This is a genomic window from Pseudomonas sp. ASL8, from assembly GCF_056680355.1.
This window is the reverse complement of record NZ_CM155278.1, coordinates 1,502,470-1,520,442: the sequence shown is the minus strand read 5'-3', so window position 1 is coordinate 1,520,442 and position 17,973 is coordinate 1,502,470. Positions and strand designations below refer to the sequence as shown.

Here is a 17,973-nt window from a genome sequence, read left to right as displayed (position 1 = left end):
AGGAGTCAGCCGATGGGCGCGCTTTCACACCTACGGGTCCTCGACTTGTCACGGGTTCTTGCTGGACCTTGGGCCGGACAGATTCTTGCTGACCTCGGTGCCGAGGTGATCAAGGTCGAGCGCCCAGGCAATGGCGACGACACTCGCGCCTGGGGCCCTCCCTTCCTTAAGGATGCCGAGGGCGAGAACACCAGTGAAGCGGCGTATTACCTGTCGGCCAACAGGAATAAGCAGTCAGTCACCATCGACTTCACCCGACCTGAGGGTCAGAAGTTGGTGCGGGAACTGGCTGCCAAGTCCGACATCGTCATCGAGAATTTCAAAGTCGGTGGGTTGGCGGCGTATGGCCTGGACTACGAGGCGCTAAAAGCCATCAATCCCAAGCTTATCTATTGCTCGATCACCGGGTTTGGTCAAAGCGGTCCTTATGCCAAACGGGCCGGCTACGATTTCATGATTCAAGGCCTCGGCGGTTTGATGAGCCTTACGGGGCGTCCGGAAGGTGAAGAGGGCGCTGGGCCGGTCAAGGTCGGTGTAGCGCTGACTGACATTCTTACCGGGCTCTATTCCACGGTTGCGATCCTGGCGGCTCTGGCCCATCGGGATCAGGGCGGCGTTGGTCAACATATCGATATGGCGTTGCTTGATGTGCAGGTGGCTTGTCTGGCCAATCAGGCGATGAACTACCTGACGACTGGGGTGGCGCCACGCAGGTTGGGCAACGCTCATCCCAATATCGTGCCGTACCAGGATTTCCCGACGGCTGATGGCAACTTCATCCTGACGGTGGGCAATGACGGCCAGTTCAGAAAGTTCGCCGAGGTCGCCGGGCAACCGCAGTGGGCTGAAGATCCGCGATTCCTGACTAATAACCTGCGCGTTGCCCATCGGGCCGAGCTGATTCCGCTCATCCGTCAGGCGACGGTGTTCAAGACCACCGCTGAGTGGGTGGCTGCGCTTGAGCTGGCGGGAGTGCCGTGCGGGCCGATCAATGACCTGGCGCAGGTGTTTGCTGATCCGCAGGTTAAAGCGCGCGGTCTGGCGATTACTATGCCGCATGTGCTGGCCGGGAGTGTGCCTCAGGTCGCCAGCCCTATCAGGTTGTCTGAGACGCCGGTTGAGTATCGTCTTGCCCCGCCGCTGTTGGGTGAACATACGCTGGAGGTATTAGAGCGTGTCCTGGGTCTGGATGCCGACGCTGTAGCGGTTCTGCGTCAGGCGGGTGTGCTGTAGCTATATAGCTATATATAGAAGAGGGCTGATTTAAGGCTATCTATTAGCGTTTACTGGCATGTTTTACCAATGTGACAGGTATGTGAAATTAGGTGTTGACGCCCCGTCAAATCTCTCTATAATTCGCACCTCTTCCGGAGCAGATGAAACGGAAAACTCCTTGTAAATCAAAGAGTTATCCAGAGTAAGCGGCGAGGAAGAGGTTTTGATCTTCTGGATCGAAAGCGGTAGAAAAGAGGTGTTGACAGCAGCGTGTAACGCTGTAGAATTCGCCTCCCGCTAACGAGAGACGTGAAGTTGATCGAAGCGCAAGTGGTTGAAGTTGCAAAGGAAACTTTGAAACTTGTTAAAATAACCGCTTGACAGCAACAGGGGCTGCTGTAGAATGCGCGCCTCGGCTGAGACGAAAGATCTCAACCACCCGCTCTTTAACAATTGAATCAAGCAATTCGTGTGGGTGCTTGTGTTGTAAGACTGAAGTCAACTGATTATCAGCATCACAAGTTACTCCGCGAGAAATCAAAGATGTAACCAACGATTGCTGAGCTAAGTTTAGGGTTTTGTCAAAACCCAAAGATGTTTGAACTGAAGAGTTTGATCATGGCTCAGATTGAACGCTGGCGGCAGGCCTAACACATGCAAGTCGAGCGGCAGCACGGGTACTTGTACCTGGTGGCGAGCGGCGGACGGGTGAGTAATACCTAGGAATCTGCCTGGTAGTGGGGGATAACGTTCGGAAACGGACGCTAATACCGCATACGTCCTACGGGAGAAAGCAGGGGACCTTCGGGCCTTGCGCTATCAGATGAGCCTAGGTCGGATTAGCTAGTTGGTGAGGTAATGGCTCACCAAGGCTACGATCCGTAACTGGTCTGAGAGGATGATCAGTCACACTGGAACTGAGACACGGTCCAGACTCCTACGGGAGGCAGCAGTGGGGAATATTGGACAATGGGCGAAAGCCTGATCCAGCCATGCCGCGTGTGTGAAGAAGGTCTTCGGATTGTAAAGCACTTTAAGTTGGGAGGAAGGGCATTAACCTAATACGTTAGTGTTTTGACGTTACCGACAGAATAAGCACCGGCTAACTCTGTGCCAGCAGCCGCGGTAATACAGAGGGTGCAAGCGTTAATCGGAATTACTGGGCGTAAAGCGCGCGTAGGTGGTTCGTTAAGTTGGATGTGAAATCCCCGGGCTCAACCTGGGAACTGCATTCAAAACTGTCGAGCTAGAGTATGGTAGAGGGTGGTGGAATTTCCTGTGTAGCGGTGAAATGCGTAGATATAGGAAGGAACACCAGTGGCGAAGGCGACCACCTGGACTGATACTGACACTGAGGTGCGAAAGCGTGGGGAGCAAACAGGATTAGATACCCTGGTAGTCCACGCCGTAAACGATGTCAACTAGCCGTTGGGAGCCTTGAGCTCTTAGTGGCGCAGCTAACGCATTAAGTTGACCGCCTGGGGAGTACGGCCGCAAGGTTAAAACTCAAATGAATTGACGGGGGCCCGCACAAGCGGTGGAGCATGTGGTTTAATTCGAAGCAACGCGAAGAACCTTACCAGGCCTTGACATCCAATGAATCTGCTAGAGATAGCGGAGTGCCTTCGGGAGCATTGAGACAGGTGCTGCATGGCTGTCGTCAGCTCGTGTCGTGAGATGTTGGGTTAAGTCCCGTAACGAGCGCAACCCTTGTCCTTAGTTACCAGCACGTAATGGTGGGCACTCTAAGGAGACTGCCGGTGACAAACCGGAGGAAGGTGGGGATGACGTCAAGTCATCATGGCCCTTACGGCCTGGGCTACACACGTGCTACAATGGTCGGTACAGAGGGTCGCCAAGCCGCGAGGTGGAGCTAATCCCAGAAAACCGATCGTAGTCCGGATCGCAGTCTGCAACTCGACTGCGTGAAGTCGGAATCGCTAGTAATCGCGAATCAGAATGTCGCGGTGAATACGTTCCCGGGCCTTGTACACACCGCCCGTCACACCATGGGAGTGGGTTGCACCAGAAGTAGCTAGTCTAACCTTCGGGAGGACGGTTACCACGGTGTGATTCATGACTGGGGTGAAGTCGTAACAAGGTAGCCGTAGGGGAACCTGCGGCTGGATCACCTCCTTAATCGAAGACCTCAGCTTCTTCATAAGTTCCCACACGAATTGCTTGATTCATTGAAAAAGACGATTTAGAAGCAGCCCGAAATTGGGTCTGTAGCTCAGTTGGTTAGAGCGCACCCCTGATAAGGGTGAGGTCGGCAGTTCGAATCTGCCCAGACCCACCAATTTTGTGTGGGAAACGCCTGTAGAGATACGGGGCCATAGCTCAGCTGGGAGAGCGCCTGCCTTGCACGCAGGAGGTCAACGGTTCGATCCCGTTTGGCTCCACCACTTACTGCTTCTGTATTGTAAAGCTTAGAAATGAGCATTCCATCGATGTGATGGTGAATGTTGATTTCTAGTCTTTGATTAGATCGTTCTTTAAAAATTTGGGTATGTGATAGAAAGTTAGACCGGACAGCACTTTCACTGGTGGTGTCACGGGCTAAGGTAAAATTTGTGAGTTAAATTGCGAATTTTCGGCGAATGTCGTCTTCATAGTATAACCAGATTGCTTGGGGTTATATGGTCAAGTGAAGAAGCGCATACGGTGGATGCCTTGGCAGTCAGAGGCGATGAAAGACGTGGTAGCCTGCGAAAAGCTTCGGGGAGTCGGCAAACAGACTTTGATCCGGAGATGTCTGAATGGGGGAACCCAGCGGTCATAAGACCGTTACCTTACACTGAATACATAGGTGTATGGAGCGAACCAGGGGAACTGAAACATCTAAGTACCCTGAGGAAAAGAAATCAACCGAGATTCCCTTAGTAGTGGCGAGCGAACGGGGACCAGCCCTTAAGCTGTATTGAGATTAGCGGAACGTTCTGGAAAGGACGGCCATAGTGGGTGATAGCCCTGTACGCGAAAATCTCTTTGCAGTGAAATCGAGTAGGACGGAGCACGAGAAACTTTGTCTGAATATGGGGGGACCATCCTCCAAGGCTAAATACTACTGACTGACCGATAGTGAACTAGTACCGTGAGGGAAAGGCGAAAAGAACCCCGGAGAGGGGAGTGAAATAGATCCTGAAACCGTATGCGTACAAGCAGTGGGAGCCCACTTTGTTGGGTGACTGCGTACCTTTTGTATAATGGGTCAGCGACTTATTTTCAGTGGCGAGCTTAACCGAATAGGGGAGGCGTAGCGAAAGCGAGTCTTAATAGGGCGTCTAGTCGCTGGGAATAGACCCGAAACCGGGCGATCTATCCATGGGCAGGTTGAAGGTTGGGTAACACTAACTGGAGGACCGAACCGACTACCGTTGAAAAGTTAGCGGATGACCTGTGGATCGGAGTGAAAGGCTAATCAAGCTCGGAGATAGCTGGTTCTCCTCGAAAGCTATTTAGGTAGCGCCTCATGTATCACTGTAGGGGGTAGAGCACTGTTTCGGCTAGGGGATCATCCCGATTTACCAACCCGATGCAAACTCCGAATACCTACAAGTGCCGAGCATGGGAGACACACGGCGGGTGCTAACGTCCGTCGTGAAAAGGGAAACAACCCAGACCGTCAGCTAAGGTCCCAAAGTTATGGTTAAGTGGGAAACGATGTGGGAAGGCTTAGACAGCTAGGAGGTTGGCTTAGAAGCAGCCACCCTTTAAAGAAAGCGTAATAGCTCACTAGTCGAGTCGGCCTGCGCGGAAGATGTAACGGGGCTCAAACCATACACCGAAGCTACGGGTATCACTTAGGTGATGCGGTAGAGGAGCGTTCTGTAAGCCTGTGAAGGTGAGTTGAGAAGCTTGCTGGAGGTATCAGAAGTGCGAATGCTGACATGAGTAACGATAATGGGTGTGAAAAACACCCACGCCGAAAGACCAAGGTTTCCTGCGCAACGTTAATCGACGCAGGGTTAGTCGGTCCCTAAGGCGAGGCTGAAAAGCGTAGTCGATGGAAAACAGGTTAATATTCCTGTACTTCTGGTTATTGCGATGGAGGGACGGAGAAGGCTAGGCCAGCTTGGCGTTGGTTGTCCAAGTTTAAGGTGGTAGGCTGGAATCTTAGGTAAATCCGGGATTCTAAGGCCGAGAGCTGATGACGAGTGTGCTTTGGCACACGAAGTGGTTGATGCCATGCTTCCAAGAAAAGCTTCTAAGCTTCAGGTAACCAGGAACCGTACCCCAAACCGACACAGGTGGTTGGGTAGAGAATACCAAGGCGCTTGAGAGAACTCGGGTGAAGGAACTAGGCAAAATGGCACCGTAACTTCGGGAGAAGGTGCGCCGGTGAGGGTGAAGCATTTACTGCGTAAGCCCATGCCGGTCGAAGATACCAGGCCGCTGCGACTGTTTATTAAAAACACAGCACTCTGCAAACACGAAAGTGGACGTATAGGGTGTGACGCCTGCCCGGTGCCGGAAGGTTAATTGATGGGGTTAGCTAACGCGAAGCTCTTGATCGAAGCCCCGGTAAACGGCGGCCGTAACTATAACGGTCCTAAGGTAGCGAAATTCCTTGTCGGGTAAGTTCCGACCTGCACGAATGGCGTAACGATGGCGGCGCTGTCTCCACCCGAGACTCAGTGAAATTGAAATCGCTGTGAAGATGCAGTGTATCCGCGGCTAGACGGAAAGACCCCGTGAACCTTTACTATAGCTTTGCACTGGACTTTGAATTTGCTTGTGTAGGATAGGTGGGAGGCTTTGAAGCGTGGACGCCAGTCTGCGTGGAGCCAACCTTGAAATACCACCCTGGCAACTTTGAGGTTCTAACTCAGGTCCGTTATCCGGATCGAGGACAGTGTATGGTGGGTAGTTTGACTGGGGCGGTCTCCTCCTAAAGAGTAACGGAGGAGTACGAAGGTGCGCTCAGACCGGTCGGAAATCGGTCGTAGAGTATAAAGGCAAAAGCGCGCTTGACTGCGAGACAGACACGTCGAGCAGGTACGAAAGTAGGTCTTAGTGATCCGGTGGTTCTGTATGGAAGGGCCATCGCTCAACGGATAAAAGGTACTCCGGGGATAACAGGCTGATACCGCCCAAGAGTTCATATCGACGGCGGTGTTTGGCACCTCGATGTCGGCTCATCACATCCTGGGGCTGAAGCCGGTCCCAAGGGTATGGCTGTTCGCCATTTAAAGTGGTACGCGAGCTGGGTTTAGAACGTCGTGAGACAGTTCGGTCCCTATCTGCCGTGGACGTTTGAGATTTGAGAGGGGCTGCTCCTAGTACGAGAGGACCGGAGTGGACGAACCTCTGGTGTTCCGGTTGTCACGCCAGTGGCATTGCCGGGTAGCTACGTTCGGAATAGATAACCGCTGAAAGCATCTAAGCGGGAAACTAGCCTCAAGATGAGATCTCACTGGGACCTTGAGTCCCCTGAAGGGCCGTCGAAGACTACGACGTTGATAGGTTGGGTGTGTAAGCGCTGTGAGGCGTTGAGCTAACCAATACTAATTGCCCGTGAGGCTTGACCATATAACACCCAAGCAATTTGCGTCGAAAGAGCAGATTGCGGTGTGTGAAGACGACACAAACCGAAAATTGGCAACACCCACAAATCTATCACATCCCCATTCGCTGGCACGTTACGTAAGTAACGGTCTGGCTACCGAATTTCTTGACGACCATAGAGCATTGGAACCACCTGATCCCATCCCGAACTCAGCAGTGAAACGATGCATCGCCGATGGTAGTGTGGGGTTTCCCCATGTGAGAGTAGGTCATCGTCAAGATTAAATTCCGAAACCCCTGTCTGCTTATGCAGACAGGGGTTTTGTTTTAATGAGAGTCACCGAAATTAGCTGGCACGTTACCTCTGTAACGGATCGGCATCAGAATTTCTTGACGACCATAGAGCATTGGAACCACCTGATCCCATCCCGAACTCAGCAGTGAAACGATGCATCGCCGATGGTAGTGTGGGGTTTCCCCATGTGAGAGTAGGTCATCGTCAAGATTGAATTCCAAAACCCCTGTCTGCTGATGCAGACAGGGGTTTTGTTTTTGCGGCGTACTAAAGCATAGATGTCAGGCGAACATAGTGCGCACGTTGTTCATCGCATCGTCGGCAAAAGCCTGCAGGAATGCTTGGAACGCTGGCAATGAGTCCGTCCAGTCTGGAGACGGCTCACCGACGATTGTCCATGTCGCGCGGCACTGATCATCACCTTGCTCTGCTACGGTCATTGATGCCCATAGATTGCCGATAGGCAGGGTGGTGTATATCAGCGACCAGGTCATATAACGCGCGTCATCGTCGCGAGAGTTAAGCTGCTCAACCACTACGTTGCCATCCTTGAACAGCTTCTTGCGTACTGAGCGCACGCCACTTCCGGTCATCTCGCAGGCGTCCAGCGCCGGAATGAACGCCGGAAAACCAGCGAAGTTACCGACGATATCCCACACGCTTCGCGCATGGCCGGGTACTTCTACCGCAGAGACCACACGGCAACTTTCCGGGTTTTTGATCAGGGTGTCCGGTTGCAGATTTTCGAATGTGTTGATGGCATTCATGATGTTCTCCAGCGGGTTGGTTTAGATAAAGTCGATTTCTTTCAGGTACTCGCAACCTTTGTGCAGCAGAGCCTCTGTTTTTAGCGGATAGCATTCGCCCATACGCCTCACCCCGGCTCGGGCGTTGTCGTGCCGGATCATTGAGATGTCGCCGATGTCTTCTTCAAAGCCATCGAGATAGAACCCCAGCACCCCGAATAGCGCGTTCTGGCTGTCGACTCGTCTGAGCTGTTTTTGCCAATCCTCGATGCTGACCATCTCGAACTCCCGCCCCACGTCACGGAACGCAGCCACGTAATCAGCCCAACTCAGCGGTTCGGGGTTGTGCAGGTTGAATACCGCCTGGCTGGCCTGATAACGGCTGGCATGAAAGCCAATGAAACGGGCGAGAAAGTCGACGGGCATCAGATCGAAGTTCATGGCGAACTCCGGCACCTGGCCCAATTGCATTGAGCCCTTGAGCATCAGCATCAATCGGTTCTTGTGGGGTTGGCAGACGCCAGTGACGCTGTTGAACGCGATGTTCCCGGGCCGGTAGATGTTTACCCATACGCCCTGATCCCCGGCGCGTTGCAGGATGCGCTCGGCAACCCATTTGGAGAGGTTGTAACCATTCTTGATATAGATCGGTGGGGATGCGGCGGCCGGTTGTTCCAGCACGTTGCCCGCTGCATCAATGGTGCTGCAGGCCGATAGCGTAGAGACAAAATTGAAGATTTTCTTGCTACGGCCTTCACACAGGCGCAGGCATTCAAAAATGGGTTCGACGTTATCCTTGATCAGCGTTTCGTAATCCTGAACATGGTTAACATTGGCTGCGTTGTGCACCAGTACGCCGAACTCACGATCGATGCGTTCATACACTTCGGCGCTGAGGCCCAGTTGCGGCTGAGTGATGTCTGCGGGGTAGACCGTCACCTTGCTCAGGTCCAGATGCCCGAGACGATTTTCCCGCAGTGATTGAGCGAAGCGCGCTTGTGCACTTTGTCCGCCACCGTCACGAACCAGGCAAACAATCTCACTGGCACCCCAATCCAGCAGGGCTTGAACAATATGCACGCCAAGAAAACCATTGGCGCCGGTGACGATCACCTTATGCACATCCCCCGATTGGCTATCAGGCAGCACTGGAATGTCCAGCTCAGGGTCGGCATCGCGCAGTGCTTGCGCGCTGACGGTACAGGTAGACGACTGTGCGCCATCGTTGTCGATCAGTGCCGCAAGCGTGCGTAGCGTCGGGGCCTCGATGAAGCGGTTGATCGGGATGCTGCGCCCGAACTGCTCGCGAATCCCCAGTAGCATCTGCGAGAGCAGAATTGAGTGACCGCCGAGATTGAAGAAGCTTTCCTCCGTGGAGATCTCGGCCGACGACATCTCAAGCAACTCCACCCAGAGATTGAGTAACTGCTGCTCTACAACCGTTTCCGGCAGACGTCGCGGTTGCGCGACGATGAAGGTGACGGGCAGTTCCAGTAAGGCTTTGCGATCGACCTTGCCATTGCTCCCGAAGGGCATACTCGTCAGCTCGGTGTATGCGGCGGGGCGCATATAATCGGGCAATGTCCGCTCGGCATGAGTCCTCAGTGCCTGACGAGCGACGTTGGGTTGGTCCTGCAGTGGCTGTGCAACAAACGCCATAATCCGCCATTGCGCGTCGACGACCACCGCCACCTGCCGATACAACTGGCTGTCACGCAGGCAATGTTCGATCTCTTCCGGCTCCACGCGAAAGCCGCGAATCTTCACCTGGTTATCGCGCCGACCACAGATCTCTATGCCGCTGTCAGTCCATTTGCCGATATCGCCTGTGCGATAGATCCGCAGTCTTTGGCCATCGGGCAGTTTCAGATCAAGGTAACGCTCGGCCGTCAGCGTCGGATTGTTCAGATAGCCGAGGCACACGCCCGGCCCGGCGATATACAGCTCGCCGGGCGTCTGCTCGGGCACGGGTTGAAATTGCTCGTCGAGGATCAGCACCTGGCTATTAGCGATGGGCAGCCCCAAATTGCGATTGCTGCTGCCCGCTTGAAACACCCCACAGGTGATCAGCACCGTTGCCTCGGTTGGGCCATAGAGGTTGTAAAAACGGCATTGCCCGGCCAGCCGCTCAATGACGTATGGCTCGCAGACATCGCCACCGGTCATCAGATGGCCAAGCCCCAGTGGCCGTTCGAGCGGCAGGATGCTCAACAGTGCGGGAGGCAGAAACGCATGGCTGATGTGTTGGCCAATCAACTCAACCAGCAGCAGAGGATCGCGGCGCTGTTCTTCACTGGGCACCACCAGTTCCGCGCCGCTGAGCAACGTCGGGAAGATGTCGATCACTGAGGAATCGAAGCTAAGCGTCGAGAACTGAAGTACGCGGCTGTACTCGGACAGGCTCACCTGCTCGGCGTACCAGGCCGTGAAATGGCTGAGGTTGCGCTGGCTGAGCAATACACCTTTAGGGTGGCCCGTGGTGCCCGATGTGTAGAGCGCCATGCACGGCGCCTCAGGGACGGGACGCTGGCGCATCAGTGAGCGCGTGGGATCGTGCTCATCCGTGCTCACTTGGCTGATGTCTAACCCTGGCCATTGCTCACCGAGCGGATGTTGTCCGTCATGGAGTAACAGCACGGCACCGGCGTTTTCCAGAATGTACTGCTGACGCTGGGCTGGCTGACTCGGGTCCAGCGGCAAATACACAGCACTGCACCCAAGAATAGCGAGGACTCCGGCAAACAAGGCGGCTGATTTCGGCAGGCAAATACCGATCATTGGCGGGCCATCACCCGGCCCGATCCCCTGTTCTGCCAGTACGCTCAGCAGTCGTTGCTGGATCGCCAGGCTGTGCGCATGCAGAGCCCCATAGCTGATCTGCTTGCCTCCGATGTTCAGCGCAATCCGCTCGGCAAACTGCAACAGGCTCTGATCCAGGCGCACAATCATCGGCACCTCGGCGAGCGCCAGCAGATGTGGCTGAGCGGTTCGGTTGAAGCGGTGTTCGAACGCCAGTTGTTCGAGTATGCGCAGCCCTTTTTGTTGCGCCGCGTGAGGGGGCTCGACAGTGGGCGCTTGAAGAAAATACTCGGCATCGCGGGACAGGCGGCTGACGTGCAGCGCGACGGTATCAACCAGCGTCGCAATCGCGGAGTCGCGTAATACCCGACCATTGCCCGAGGTGCCGGCGAGCAGTAATTGATGCGATATCAGACGTTGCCCGGAGGCGGTACCTAACCAGCAGAGCAACTCCAGTTGCGGCAAGCCATGATCCGCAACGGGGCCGAGCCCGACGCGCAAACCCAAACGAGCGAGCGCGCTGAAGGCTTTTTCCTGCTGTGCGGTCAATGTCAGGCTGCCATCCTCGATCAGCATGCACGCGCCGGTAAAAGGGCCCAGGTCCAGCGCCTGCGAATCTGTCAAACGATGCAACTGATGGCCATGCTCCTCCAGTTCCGCGGTCAACGTGGTCAAGGCCAGGCTCTGGCCAACCAGGATAATCTCAAGACGTTTCATCGCAATGATCCTTGGCTGGCCATAGAGCCGGGCAGATAGTCAGCCAGCGCCCGCTGCACACAGGGGGACTCGAGCATCGAGCTGCTGTTGAAAAAGCGCACGATGTTGCCCACCAGCGGGTGATGACGATTGATCGGGAAGGCCACTGCCAAGGCTTCCTCCTTGAGCGCTTGTTTGATTGGCTCGGCAACCGCCAGGTGATCGATTAGCGTGAAGTCGAAACCCTTCTGGATCTCGTGGGTCAGGTATTGGCGGATGAATACCGGCATGATCCGCGCGATGCTTTCGCGGTCTGACTCGGGCGCGGTATGCCAGTAGATACGCACCAGCCGCGCCCAAAATCCGGAGTGTCGTCCCTCATCAAGCAGGTGGTCGGCCATCATCCCCTTGATCGATTGCTTGACCGACTCGTCCTTGGCGAACGCGGCGACATCGTTAGTCACCGTGTTCTCGGCGATGGCCACGCAAACCAGTTCAACCGCACTGCGCAGATGATCGGGGGCCAAGGCCAGGGCAGCGGGTATCGCCCGGCTCAGCTCGATCTCCCGGGGTAGCTCGATGGGCGCGATGCCGGTCAGGGCGATGGTCTGTTGCATGAAATCCATCGCGACCAGGGCGTGGTAATCCTCATCAACGACAATGGTCATGGCGTCGTAACGACAGGCAAAGGGGAAGCGAATCGCGAAGTGGTTTTTGGCGATGCCGCGTGCCGTCTTGTCGACGATTTCTGTCTCGAAAATCACCACGTCGTTGATGAATTTGTAGAGGCTTTGCGTCAGGGCGAAATCGCGCAGGTGCGCGCACTCACGGGTGAACGTTTCACTGAGGACCAGGGGTTGGCGGCTGAGCGGGTAGATGAGTTTTTCATCGTTTTCGATGATTCGGCGCGGGCGCGTACGAATCGTCGCACGACCCTCCCAGGCATCGGCGAAGGACTGATAGTCGTCGGCGATCATACGTGGGACTCCATCTGTTCAGCCCGCATGCTCAGGCGCAGTTTGTCCCAGAGGGATATCCGGCTTTCGACGGCGGCAATGGCCGCTTCATAAACGTCGCGTTGACGCTGTTCGTCGCCATTGACCAGTCGTGCCAGAAGCTCATGAGCTGCAGGGCCGTGATCTTCGGAGTCGACTTCGATGTGGCGTTGCAGGTAATAGCGAAAGGTGGGCGCTTGCTCAACGGTGATGCCCCAATCGTCGAGGATGCGCTGGAACATCAGCGGGATGACGCTTTCCCGTCCGTGCAGAAACGCCGCTGCCACACGATGAGCGGGTGCATGCAGCGCGGTGTCGAGAGTGTGTTTGACGAAACAATAAGCGGCCTGTCCAGCACCGACATTCTGCAGCGCGGTTTCGTAGCTGACGCCTTCTTTTTGCAGCGCGACGAAGCGCTCGATGCGCAGCGTATTGGCACCCACTTCGCGCATGGCATCCAGGTACAACTCGAAATGGCTGTAATGGCCGTGGCTCAATTTGGCGTCCGACTCCTCACCCAATACGATTTCATTGATCAGGCGCGCAGCCTTGGGGTCTCTGGGGGGGAGCCATGGAAGCTGGGTGCAGGTCAACTCTTGCTGCAGGCGCTTGGTCAGGGACATAAAATCCCATACGGCAAATACATGGGTTTCCATGAAACGTCGCAGCACCTGAATTGAATCGATTTCAGAGAATATGGGGTGATTGCTGAGTGCTGACTTTTTGCGATCAAGCATAACTTCGAGGTTGTTCATGGGGAGCACCTTAGTTGTGACTTACAATCAACGGTTAGTGGGCGAGCATTGTGGACGCACGGGGTGCAGCTCTTTAATTCAGGCGAATAAAAGCCTCGACGTTGAACGCGTGAATAAGCAGTTATCTACCGTGGGTGGCTGTGTCCATTGCGCTGCAGGCTCAGAAGCGGCAGGGCTTCAGGTGGGACACGATTGAATGGTCAGTGGTGACGGAAGAAAAGTTAATGCACTTCAAAAGTGTCAGGCAAGTTATTTTTATATTATTTGTTATGGCGTCTTTTTTAAGTAATACCGTGTCAGCTAAAAACGAGTGGCTAGGTTTTAGTTGGCGGCAAGCAACCCTTCCGGCTTATTGGAGTCAGAATATTTACTAACGAGTGAATGCCTCACTCAGAGTTGCTAAATAGTGGAGAAGTTAAGTTTTCGTATTTTTAGGCAGCGCTGGAATTCCTTCCAGCGGGTCCTTGCCCGTTCGACAACCTCCTTGGACAGCGCTAGGGGCTTTGAAGGTTTCTACTCTGATGCCAAAGCAAAGTCTGCGATATACATGGCAATGAAGAGGAGTAGAGCGCGGCCGCAAGCCGGGCGCGCTTGTAGAAGCAGGTCAGCGCGAGGCGCTAGAGGGGAGGGTGTTGCGAAAAAGGACGCCCGGAATGCGCCCTTGGAGGGGATCCAGTGTCGGGGACCTTAATCAAGCGTGTTTCACAACCGCTGTAGCGGGTCCTTCAGCCTGGTCTGATCGGCCTGCAATCGCTCGACGTGGCTTGGGACTGCATGGCGCTACGGGTGAACGGCTGCCCAAATACCGGGTGACGGCTTCAACACCCCGGTTAAGGTGGTGTTCGAGCATTGCCACGGCTTTATCAATGGCTTTGTCGCGCGCGGCATTGAGCAGCGCCCAGTGATCATCCTGCGAGAGCTTACCCAAGCCCATTTCCGAGAGATTGAAGCGCAGGAAGCGCTCTTCTTCATTGAGCCCGTCTTCAACCAGGCGCAGCAATCTTTTATTGGGCGCCTTGGCGTAAAGCGCCATATGGAACATGCGGTTTAGCGTGCCGATTTCGGCGTAATCGGTTTCGTTTTCCAGCCTTTCGATACAGTGATGGGCTGCCGCTATATCGCTTTCGTCCAAATGAGGAATCGACAGGCGTAACGCCTCCGACTCCAACAGGATGCGCAGGGCGTAGGCGTCGACCGAGTCCTCATCAATCAGTGGCGCAACCACCGCACCTTTATGTGTTTCGACCCTTAGCAGGGATTGAGCTTCCAGTTGGCGTAACGCTTCACGCACCGGCATGCGGCTGACGCCAAACAGGGTTGCCAGTTCTTGCTGACGCAACGCCGTGCCACTGGGGATACGTCCGTCAAGGATGGCATTGCGCAGCTTTTCTTCGATGACGGCTCTGGCCACGTGGGAAGGCAGTTGCTCACGTCCCAGGACACTGCTCAAGAAGCTTTCGTTGTCGGTTTTCGGCATGCGCACACTTCTATAAATTTAAATTATTTTTTTTGGATCCAGCTCACAATAAGGACAGCCAGAAAGCCTGTCAAACCTTGAAAAAAGTAATCTGAACGGCCTGAAATACCCGTTGCGCTTGGCTTCCCGCAGTTTAGGACAGAATCGGATTTAATGTTGTTCGGGTTGTAGAACAAGGCCTTCGTGCGACGGAATCGACACCTTGCGCATCATTTTCTCAGTGCCGCAGGACGAGCAGTTTTTTAGCCGTAAGTGATTGCAAGATGCCATTGTTTTTTCCCGATCGAACCTGCACCATCGACCGGTTCTCGGATGACCGCATGGATTAACTTCAATTGGCGGCACGTTTTGCTTTTTATCGGCGAGAGCCTGGTCATCGACTAGGGCGATGGCTCTCTTTTGCGTTGCTCTTGGCCAGTGTGCTGGTGGGCGGCCTGCATGCCGATTGGGATTTTTCCTTGATCAGCCGTCGGGCCGAGGCCTTGTATGGTCCGTTGGGCGAGGGCCGTCAGCGGATAGATGCCTGGCAGCACTTGTTGTCGACCGAGAAGCAAATCAGCGAGAGGGAAAAGCTGGAAGTGGTCAATCAGTTCTTCAACCGGCAAATTCGCTATGTAGAAGACATCGATAACTGGCATGAAATCGATTATTGGGCGACCCCCGTTGAATCTCTGCGCAAAGGGGCTGGTGATTGCGAGGATTACGCCATCGCTAAATATTTCAGCCTCAGGCGGCTGGGCGTTCCGAGCGAAAAACTGTTGATCACGTACGTCAAAGCCTTGCGCCTGAATCGTGCGCACATGGTGCTGACCTACTACTCAAGCCCGAATGCCGAACCCTTGGTGCTCGACAGCCTGATTGATGCAATCAAACCCGCCAGCCAACGAATTGATCTGTTGCCGGTGTATGCCTTCAATGGTGAAGGGTTGTGGTTGCCGGGCGCCAAAGGCAATAAGAGAGTGAGCGACACGAAACGATTGTCACGCTGGCAGGATGTGTTGAGCAAAATGCAAGCCGAAGGCTTCCCGGCTGAGCCCGAGTTTTAGGAGTTCCGATGTCTCTGTTCAAACAGTTGTTGATCGCTATTTGTTTGTTCCTGGTGGTCGCCTTTAGCGGCAGCTTCATGGTCAGCCTGGAAAGTTCGCGCACACAATACGTCAATCAATTGCGCTCCCATGCGCAAGATGCGGCGACCTCCCTCGCGCTGTCGTTGACCCCGAATATCGATGACCCGACGATGGTCGAGCTGATGGTCAGTTCCATCTTCGACAGTGGCTATTATTCGAGCATCCGCGTCATCGATCTGGCCACCGACAAGATCATTGTCGAGCGTTCTGGCGCCCCCGATAGCAGCTCCGTACCCGCATGGTTCGTCAAACTGATCGGCCTGGAAGCGGCGGGTGGCGATGCGATTGTCAGCCGTGGCTGGCAGCAGGCGGCGCGGGTCGAAGTGGTCAGCCATCCGATGTTTGCATTGGCTAAACTCTGGCAAAGCGCGCTAGGCAGCCTTGGCTGGTTGCTGATCTGTGGTCTGGTCAGTGCGGTGCTCGGCGCCTTGTTGTTGCGTCGGCAGTTGCGGCCTCTGGATTACATGGTGGCGCAATCCCACGCCATTGGCCGCCGCGAATTCCTCAGCCTGCCCGAACTGCCGCGTACCCCGGAACTGCGTCGCGTGGTCCAGGCCATGAACCAGATGGTCGAGAAGCTCAAAGCCCTGTTTCAGGAAAACACTGAACGCAGTGAAAAGCTGCGGGTCGAGTCGTATCAGGACAGCCTTACCGGCCTGGCCAACCGTCGCTATTTCGAAATGCAGCTCAACGCCAGGGTCAGCAACCAGGAAGAAGCCAGCTCGGGCTATCTGCTGTTGCTGCGGGTCAAGGATCTGGTGGGGTTGAACCAGCGTCTGGGCGGCAAGCGTACAGATGAACTGCTGCGTGCGGTGGGTGAGCAATTGGTTCGGCAATGCGCGCACTACCCGGAAACCAATAACCTCATCACTCGCAGCCGTGGCGGTGAGTTTGCCGTGCTGGCGCCAAAAATGCTGCGCGCCGAAGCGCTGCAACTTGCCCAGAACCTGGAAAGCACGCTGCTCAGCCTGCAAGCCACCGGGGCCTCGGACGTGACGCCTGTCGCCTACATCGGCCTGGCACCCTACAGCCCCGGCGACTCGCCGCAAACGTTGCTCGGCCTTGCCGACCAAGCGCTGTCTCAGGCTGAAAGCGAGGGCGAACATAGCTGGAGCTGTATTGAGCACAGCGCCGCCATCAGCCTGGGCGACGATCACCACGCCTGGAACAACCTGCTGGACCAGGCACTGACCCAGCGCCGCTTCCAACTGTTCTTTCAGCCGGTAGTGGACAGTCGTAATCCCCAGCACGTACTGCATTACAAGGTGCTTTCCCGCTTGCTTGATGAGCAGGGACAGACCATTGCTGCGGGGCGTTTCCTGCCGTGGCTCGAACGATTCGGCTGGTCGACGCGGCTTGACCAGTTGATGCTTGAGTTAGTCCTGCAACAGATGGCCCAGCATGATCAAGCGCTGGCCTTGAACCTCTCTGCGGCCACGCTTGCCGATCCAAAAGCCTTGAATAAAGTCTTCGAGACCCTTAAACAGCATGCACGACTCGGGCCTCGATTGACCCTGGAAATCGGCGAAGAGCAGCTGCCGGAACAGCTTGTCCTGGAGCAACTGACCCGACGCCTGCGAGAACTGGGGTTCACCTTGGCGGTGCAACGCTTCGGCGGCCGTTTCAGCATGATCGGCAATCTGGCGCACTTGGGGTTGGCGTACTTGAAAATCGATGGCAGTTACATTCGGGCTATCGATAAGGAGAGCCATAAACGCCTGTTTATCGAAGCCATCCAGCGCGCAGCACACAGCATCGACTTGCCGTTGATTGCCGAGCGTGTGGAAACCGATGGCGAGCTGCAGATTATTTGCGAAATGGGCATTGAAGGCGTGCAAGGTCAGCTGTTTGGTGACCCAGCGCCCTGGAAGTAGGATGACCAATCGGGCCTGATCGCGCGTCGGCGACAGGCCTTCAAGCCATAAATAGAATCAGATCAAACCCGTCTCATCATCATTGATCAAATGGTTCAACCCGCCCAGCGTTTCCCGTGCCTGGGTACGGTCCATCAACTTGGCCTGCGCCGCAGACGGCAGATCGGTTACCCGGATCACGCCCTTGCTGATCAGCACCTGAATCAGGTCGTCAAGCACCCGAATCATCTCAAAGTCGCTCTGCTTGAGCTGCTTGAGACTGTTTTCGATCACATCGTTCGCATACCAGGCTTGAATCTCGTGGTTGTCCGGAGGAAGTGTTTCCGTCGCCTCCACGTAAGGAACGCCCTCCACGCGGACCAGCTCCCCCTGTTGATCGCGTTGCACGTAGAACATGGGTAAAACCTCGAAATTTAAGTCCTGCCCGAAACAACAGGAAGGCGCTGCCCGCGATGATGTTAGTTCAGACTCTACATCATCGCGGGC

9 protein-coding genes, 2 tRNA genes and 4 rRNA genes are annotated in these 17,973 nt (G+C 55.1%); 9 read left to right on the top strand and 6 right to left on the bottom strand.

What is annotated here, in order from left to right:
- Positions 1-12: 12 nt before the first annotated feature.
- From AC1MEA_RS06780 to rrf (AC1MEA_RS06750), 7 genes are all read left to right on the top strand, one after another.
- Positions 13-1,233 (top strand): CaiB/BaiF CoA transferase family protein, encoded by a 1,221-nt coding sequence (locus AC1MEA_RS06780; RefSeq protein WP_480917182.1) that lies wholly within the window; start codon positions 13-15, stop codon positions 1,231-1,233.
- A 582-nt stretch (positions 1,234-1,815) separates the two neighbouring features.
- Positions 1,816-3,354 (top strand): 16S ribosomal RNA (locus tag AC1MEA_RS06775).
- An 83-nt stretch (positions 3,355-3,437) separates the two neighbouring features.
- A tRNA-Ile gene (locus AC1MEA_RS06770) sits at positions 3,438-3,514 on the top strand.
- A gap of 30 nt (positions 3,515-3,544) precedes the next feature.
- Positions 3,545-3,620: transfer RNA gene (locus AC1MEA_RS06765), tRNA-Ala, on the top strand.
- Between the two features lie 236 nt (positions 3,621-3,856).
- Positions 3,857-6,747: ribosomal RNA gene (locus tag AC1MEA_RS06760) — 23S ribosomal RNA — on the top strand.
- A 141-nt stretch (positions 6,748-6,888) separates the two neighbouring features.
- Positions 6,889-7,004: ribosomal RNA gene (gene rrf, locus AC1MEA_RS06755) — 5S ribosomal RNA — on the top strand.
- A gap of 108 nt (positions 7,005-7,112) precedes the next feature.
- Positions 7,113-7,228: ribosomal RNA gene (gene rrf / locus AC1MEA_RS06750) — 5S ribosomal RNA — on the top strand.
- The 16S, 23S and 5S rRNA genes sit together here with 2 tRNA genes alongside, the layout of an rRNA operon.
- Before the next feature lie 71 nt (positions 7,229-7,299).
- Here rrf (AC1MEA_RS06750) and AC1MEA_RS06745 read toward each other — a convergent pair.
- The 5 genes from AC1MEA_RS06745 to AC1MEA_RS06725 form a co-directional block, all read right to left on the bottom strand.
- Positions 7,300-7,785, bottom strand: a complete 486-nt coding sequence (locus AC1MEA_RS06745; RefSeq protein ID WP_449636681.1) for an SRPBCC family protein — start codon at positions 7,783-7,785, stop codon at positions 7,300-7,302.
- Positions 7,786-7,806: 21 nt separating this feature from the next.
- On the bottom strand, positions 7,807-11,280 hold the full coding sequence (locus AC1MEA_RS06740) for a thioester reductase domain-containing protein (protein WP_480917181.1): 3,474 nt from the start codon (positions 11,278-11,280) through the stop codon (positions 7,807-7,809).
- A complete protein-coding gene (locus AC1MEA_RS06735) occupies positions 11,277-12,236 on the bottom strand; it encodes a diiron oxygenase (RefSeq protein ID WP_480917180.1) in 960 nt (319 codons plus the stop codon). The genes AC1MEA_RS06740 and AC1MEA_RS06735 overlap by 4 nt, the downstream gene beginning before the upstream one ends.
- A complete protein-coding gene (locus tag AC1MEA_RS06730; RefSeq protein WP_480917179.1) occupies positions 12,233-13,009 on the bottom strand; it encodes a DUF3050 domain-containing protein in 777 nt (258 codons plus the stop codon). Before AC1MEA_RS06730 ends, AC1MEA_RS06735 begins: the two co-directional genes overlap by 4 nt.
- Positions 13,010-13,700: 691 nt before the next feature.
- On the bottom strand, positions 13,701-14,486 hold the full coding sequence (locus tag AC1MEA_RS06725; protein ID WP_480917178.1) for a GntR family transcriptional regulator: 786 nt from the start codon (positions 14,484-14,486) through the stop codon (positions 13,701-13,703).
- Between the two features lie 335 nt (positions 14,487-14,821).
- On the opposite strand from AC1MEA_RS06725, the gene lapG reads away from it, so the two are divergent.
- Together lapG and lapD are read left to right on the top strand one after the other, a co-directional pair.
- Positions 14,822-15,532, top strand: coding sequence for a cysteine protease LapG (gene lapG / locus AC1MEA_RS06720; RefSeq protein WP_480917177.1), 711 nt, complete (start codon positions 14,822-14,824; stop codon positions 15,530-15,532).
- Between the two features lie 8 nt (positions 15,533-15,540).
- Positions 15,541-17,487 carry a cyclic di-GMP receptor LapD gene (lapD, locus tag AC1MEA_RS06715; RefSeq protein ID WP_480917176.1) on the top strand — a complete coding sequence of 649 codons (1,947 nt, stop codon included), beginning with the start codon at positions 15,541-15,543 and terminating at the stop codon, positions 17,485-17,487.
- A 57-nt stretch (positions 17,488-17,544) separates the two neighbouring features.
- Here lapD and AC1MEA_RS06710 read toward each other — a convergent pair whose 3' ends face one another.
- Positions 17,545-17,883: a tryptophan synthase subunit beta gene (locus AC1MEA_RS06710; RefSeq protein WP_449636674.1), complete on the bottom strand. Its 339-nt coding sequence runs from the start codon at positions 17,881-17,883 to the stop codon at positions 17,545-17,547.
- Positions 17,884-17,973 lie beyond the last annotated feature (90 nt).

Excerpts from the sequence above, each read along its gene's own strand:
- AC1MEA_RS06735 (WP_480917180.1), bottom strand. The coding sequence starts at position 12,236 with ATGATCGCCGACGACTATCAGTCCTTCGCCGATGCCTGGGAGGGTCGT.
- AC1MEA_RS06730 (WP_480917179.1), bottom strand. The coding sequence starts at position 13,009 with ATGAACAACCTCGAAGTTATGCTTGATCGCAAAAAGTCAGCACTCAGC.
- AC1MEA_RS06710 (WP_449636674.1), bottom strand. The coding sequence starts at position 17,883 with ATGTTCTACGTGCAACGCGATCAACAGGGGGAGCTGGTCCGCGTGGAG.
- AC1MEA_RS06740 (WP_480917181.1), bottom strand. The coding sequence starts at position 11,280 with ATGAAACGTCTTGAGATTATCCTGGTTGGCCAGAGCCTGGCCTTGACC.
- AC1MEA_RS06780 (WP_480917182.1), top strand. The coding sequence starts at position 13 with ATGGGCGCGCTTTCACACCTACGGGTCCTCGACTTGTCACGGGTTCTT.
- AC1MEA_RS06745 (WP_449636681.1), bottom strand. The coding sequence starts at position 7,785 with ATGAATGCCATCAACACATTCGAAAATCTGCAACCGGACACCCTGATC.
- AC1MEA_RS06725 (WP_480917178.1), bottom strand. The coding sequence starts at position 14,486 with ATGCCGAAAACCGACAACGAAAGCTTCTTGAGCAGTGTCCTGGGACGT.
- lapD (WP_480917176.1), top strand. The coding sequence starts at position 15,541 with ATGTCTCTGTTCAAACAGTTGTTGATCGCTATTTGTTTGTTCCTGGTG.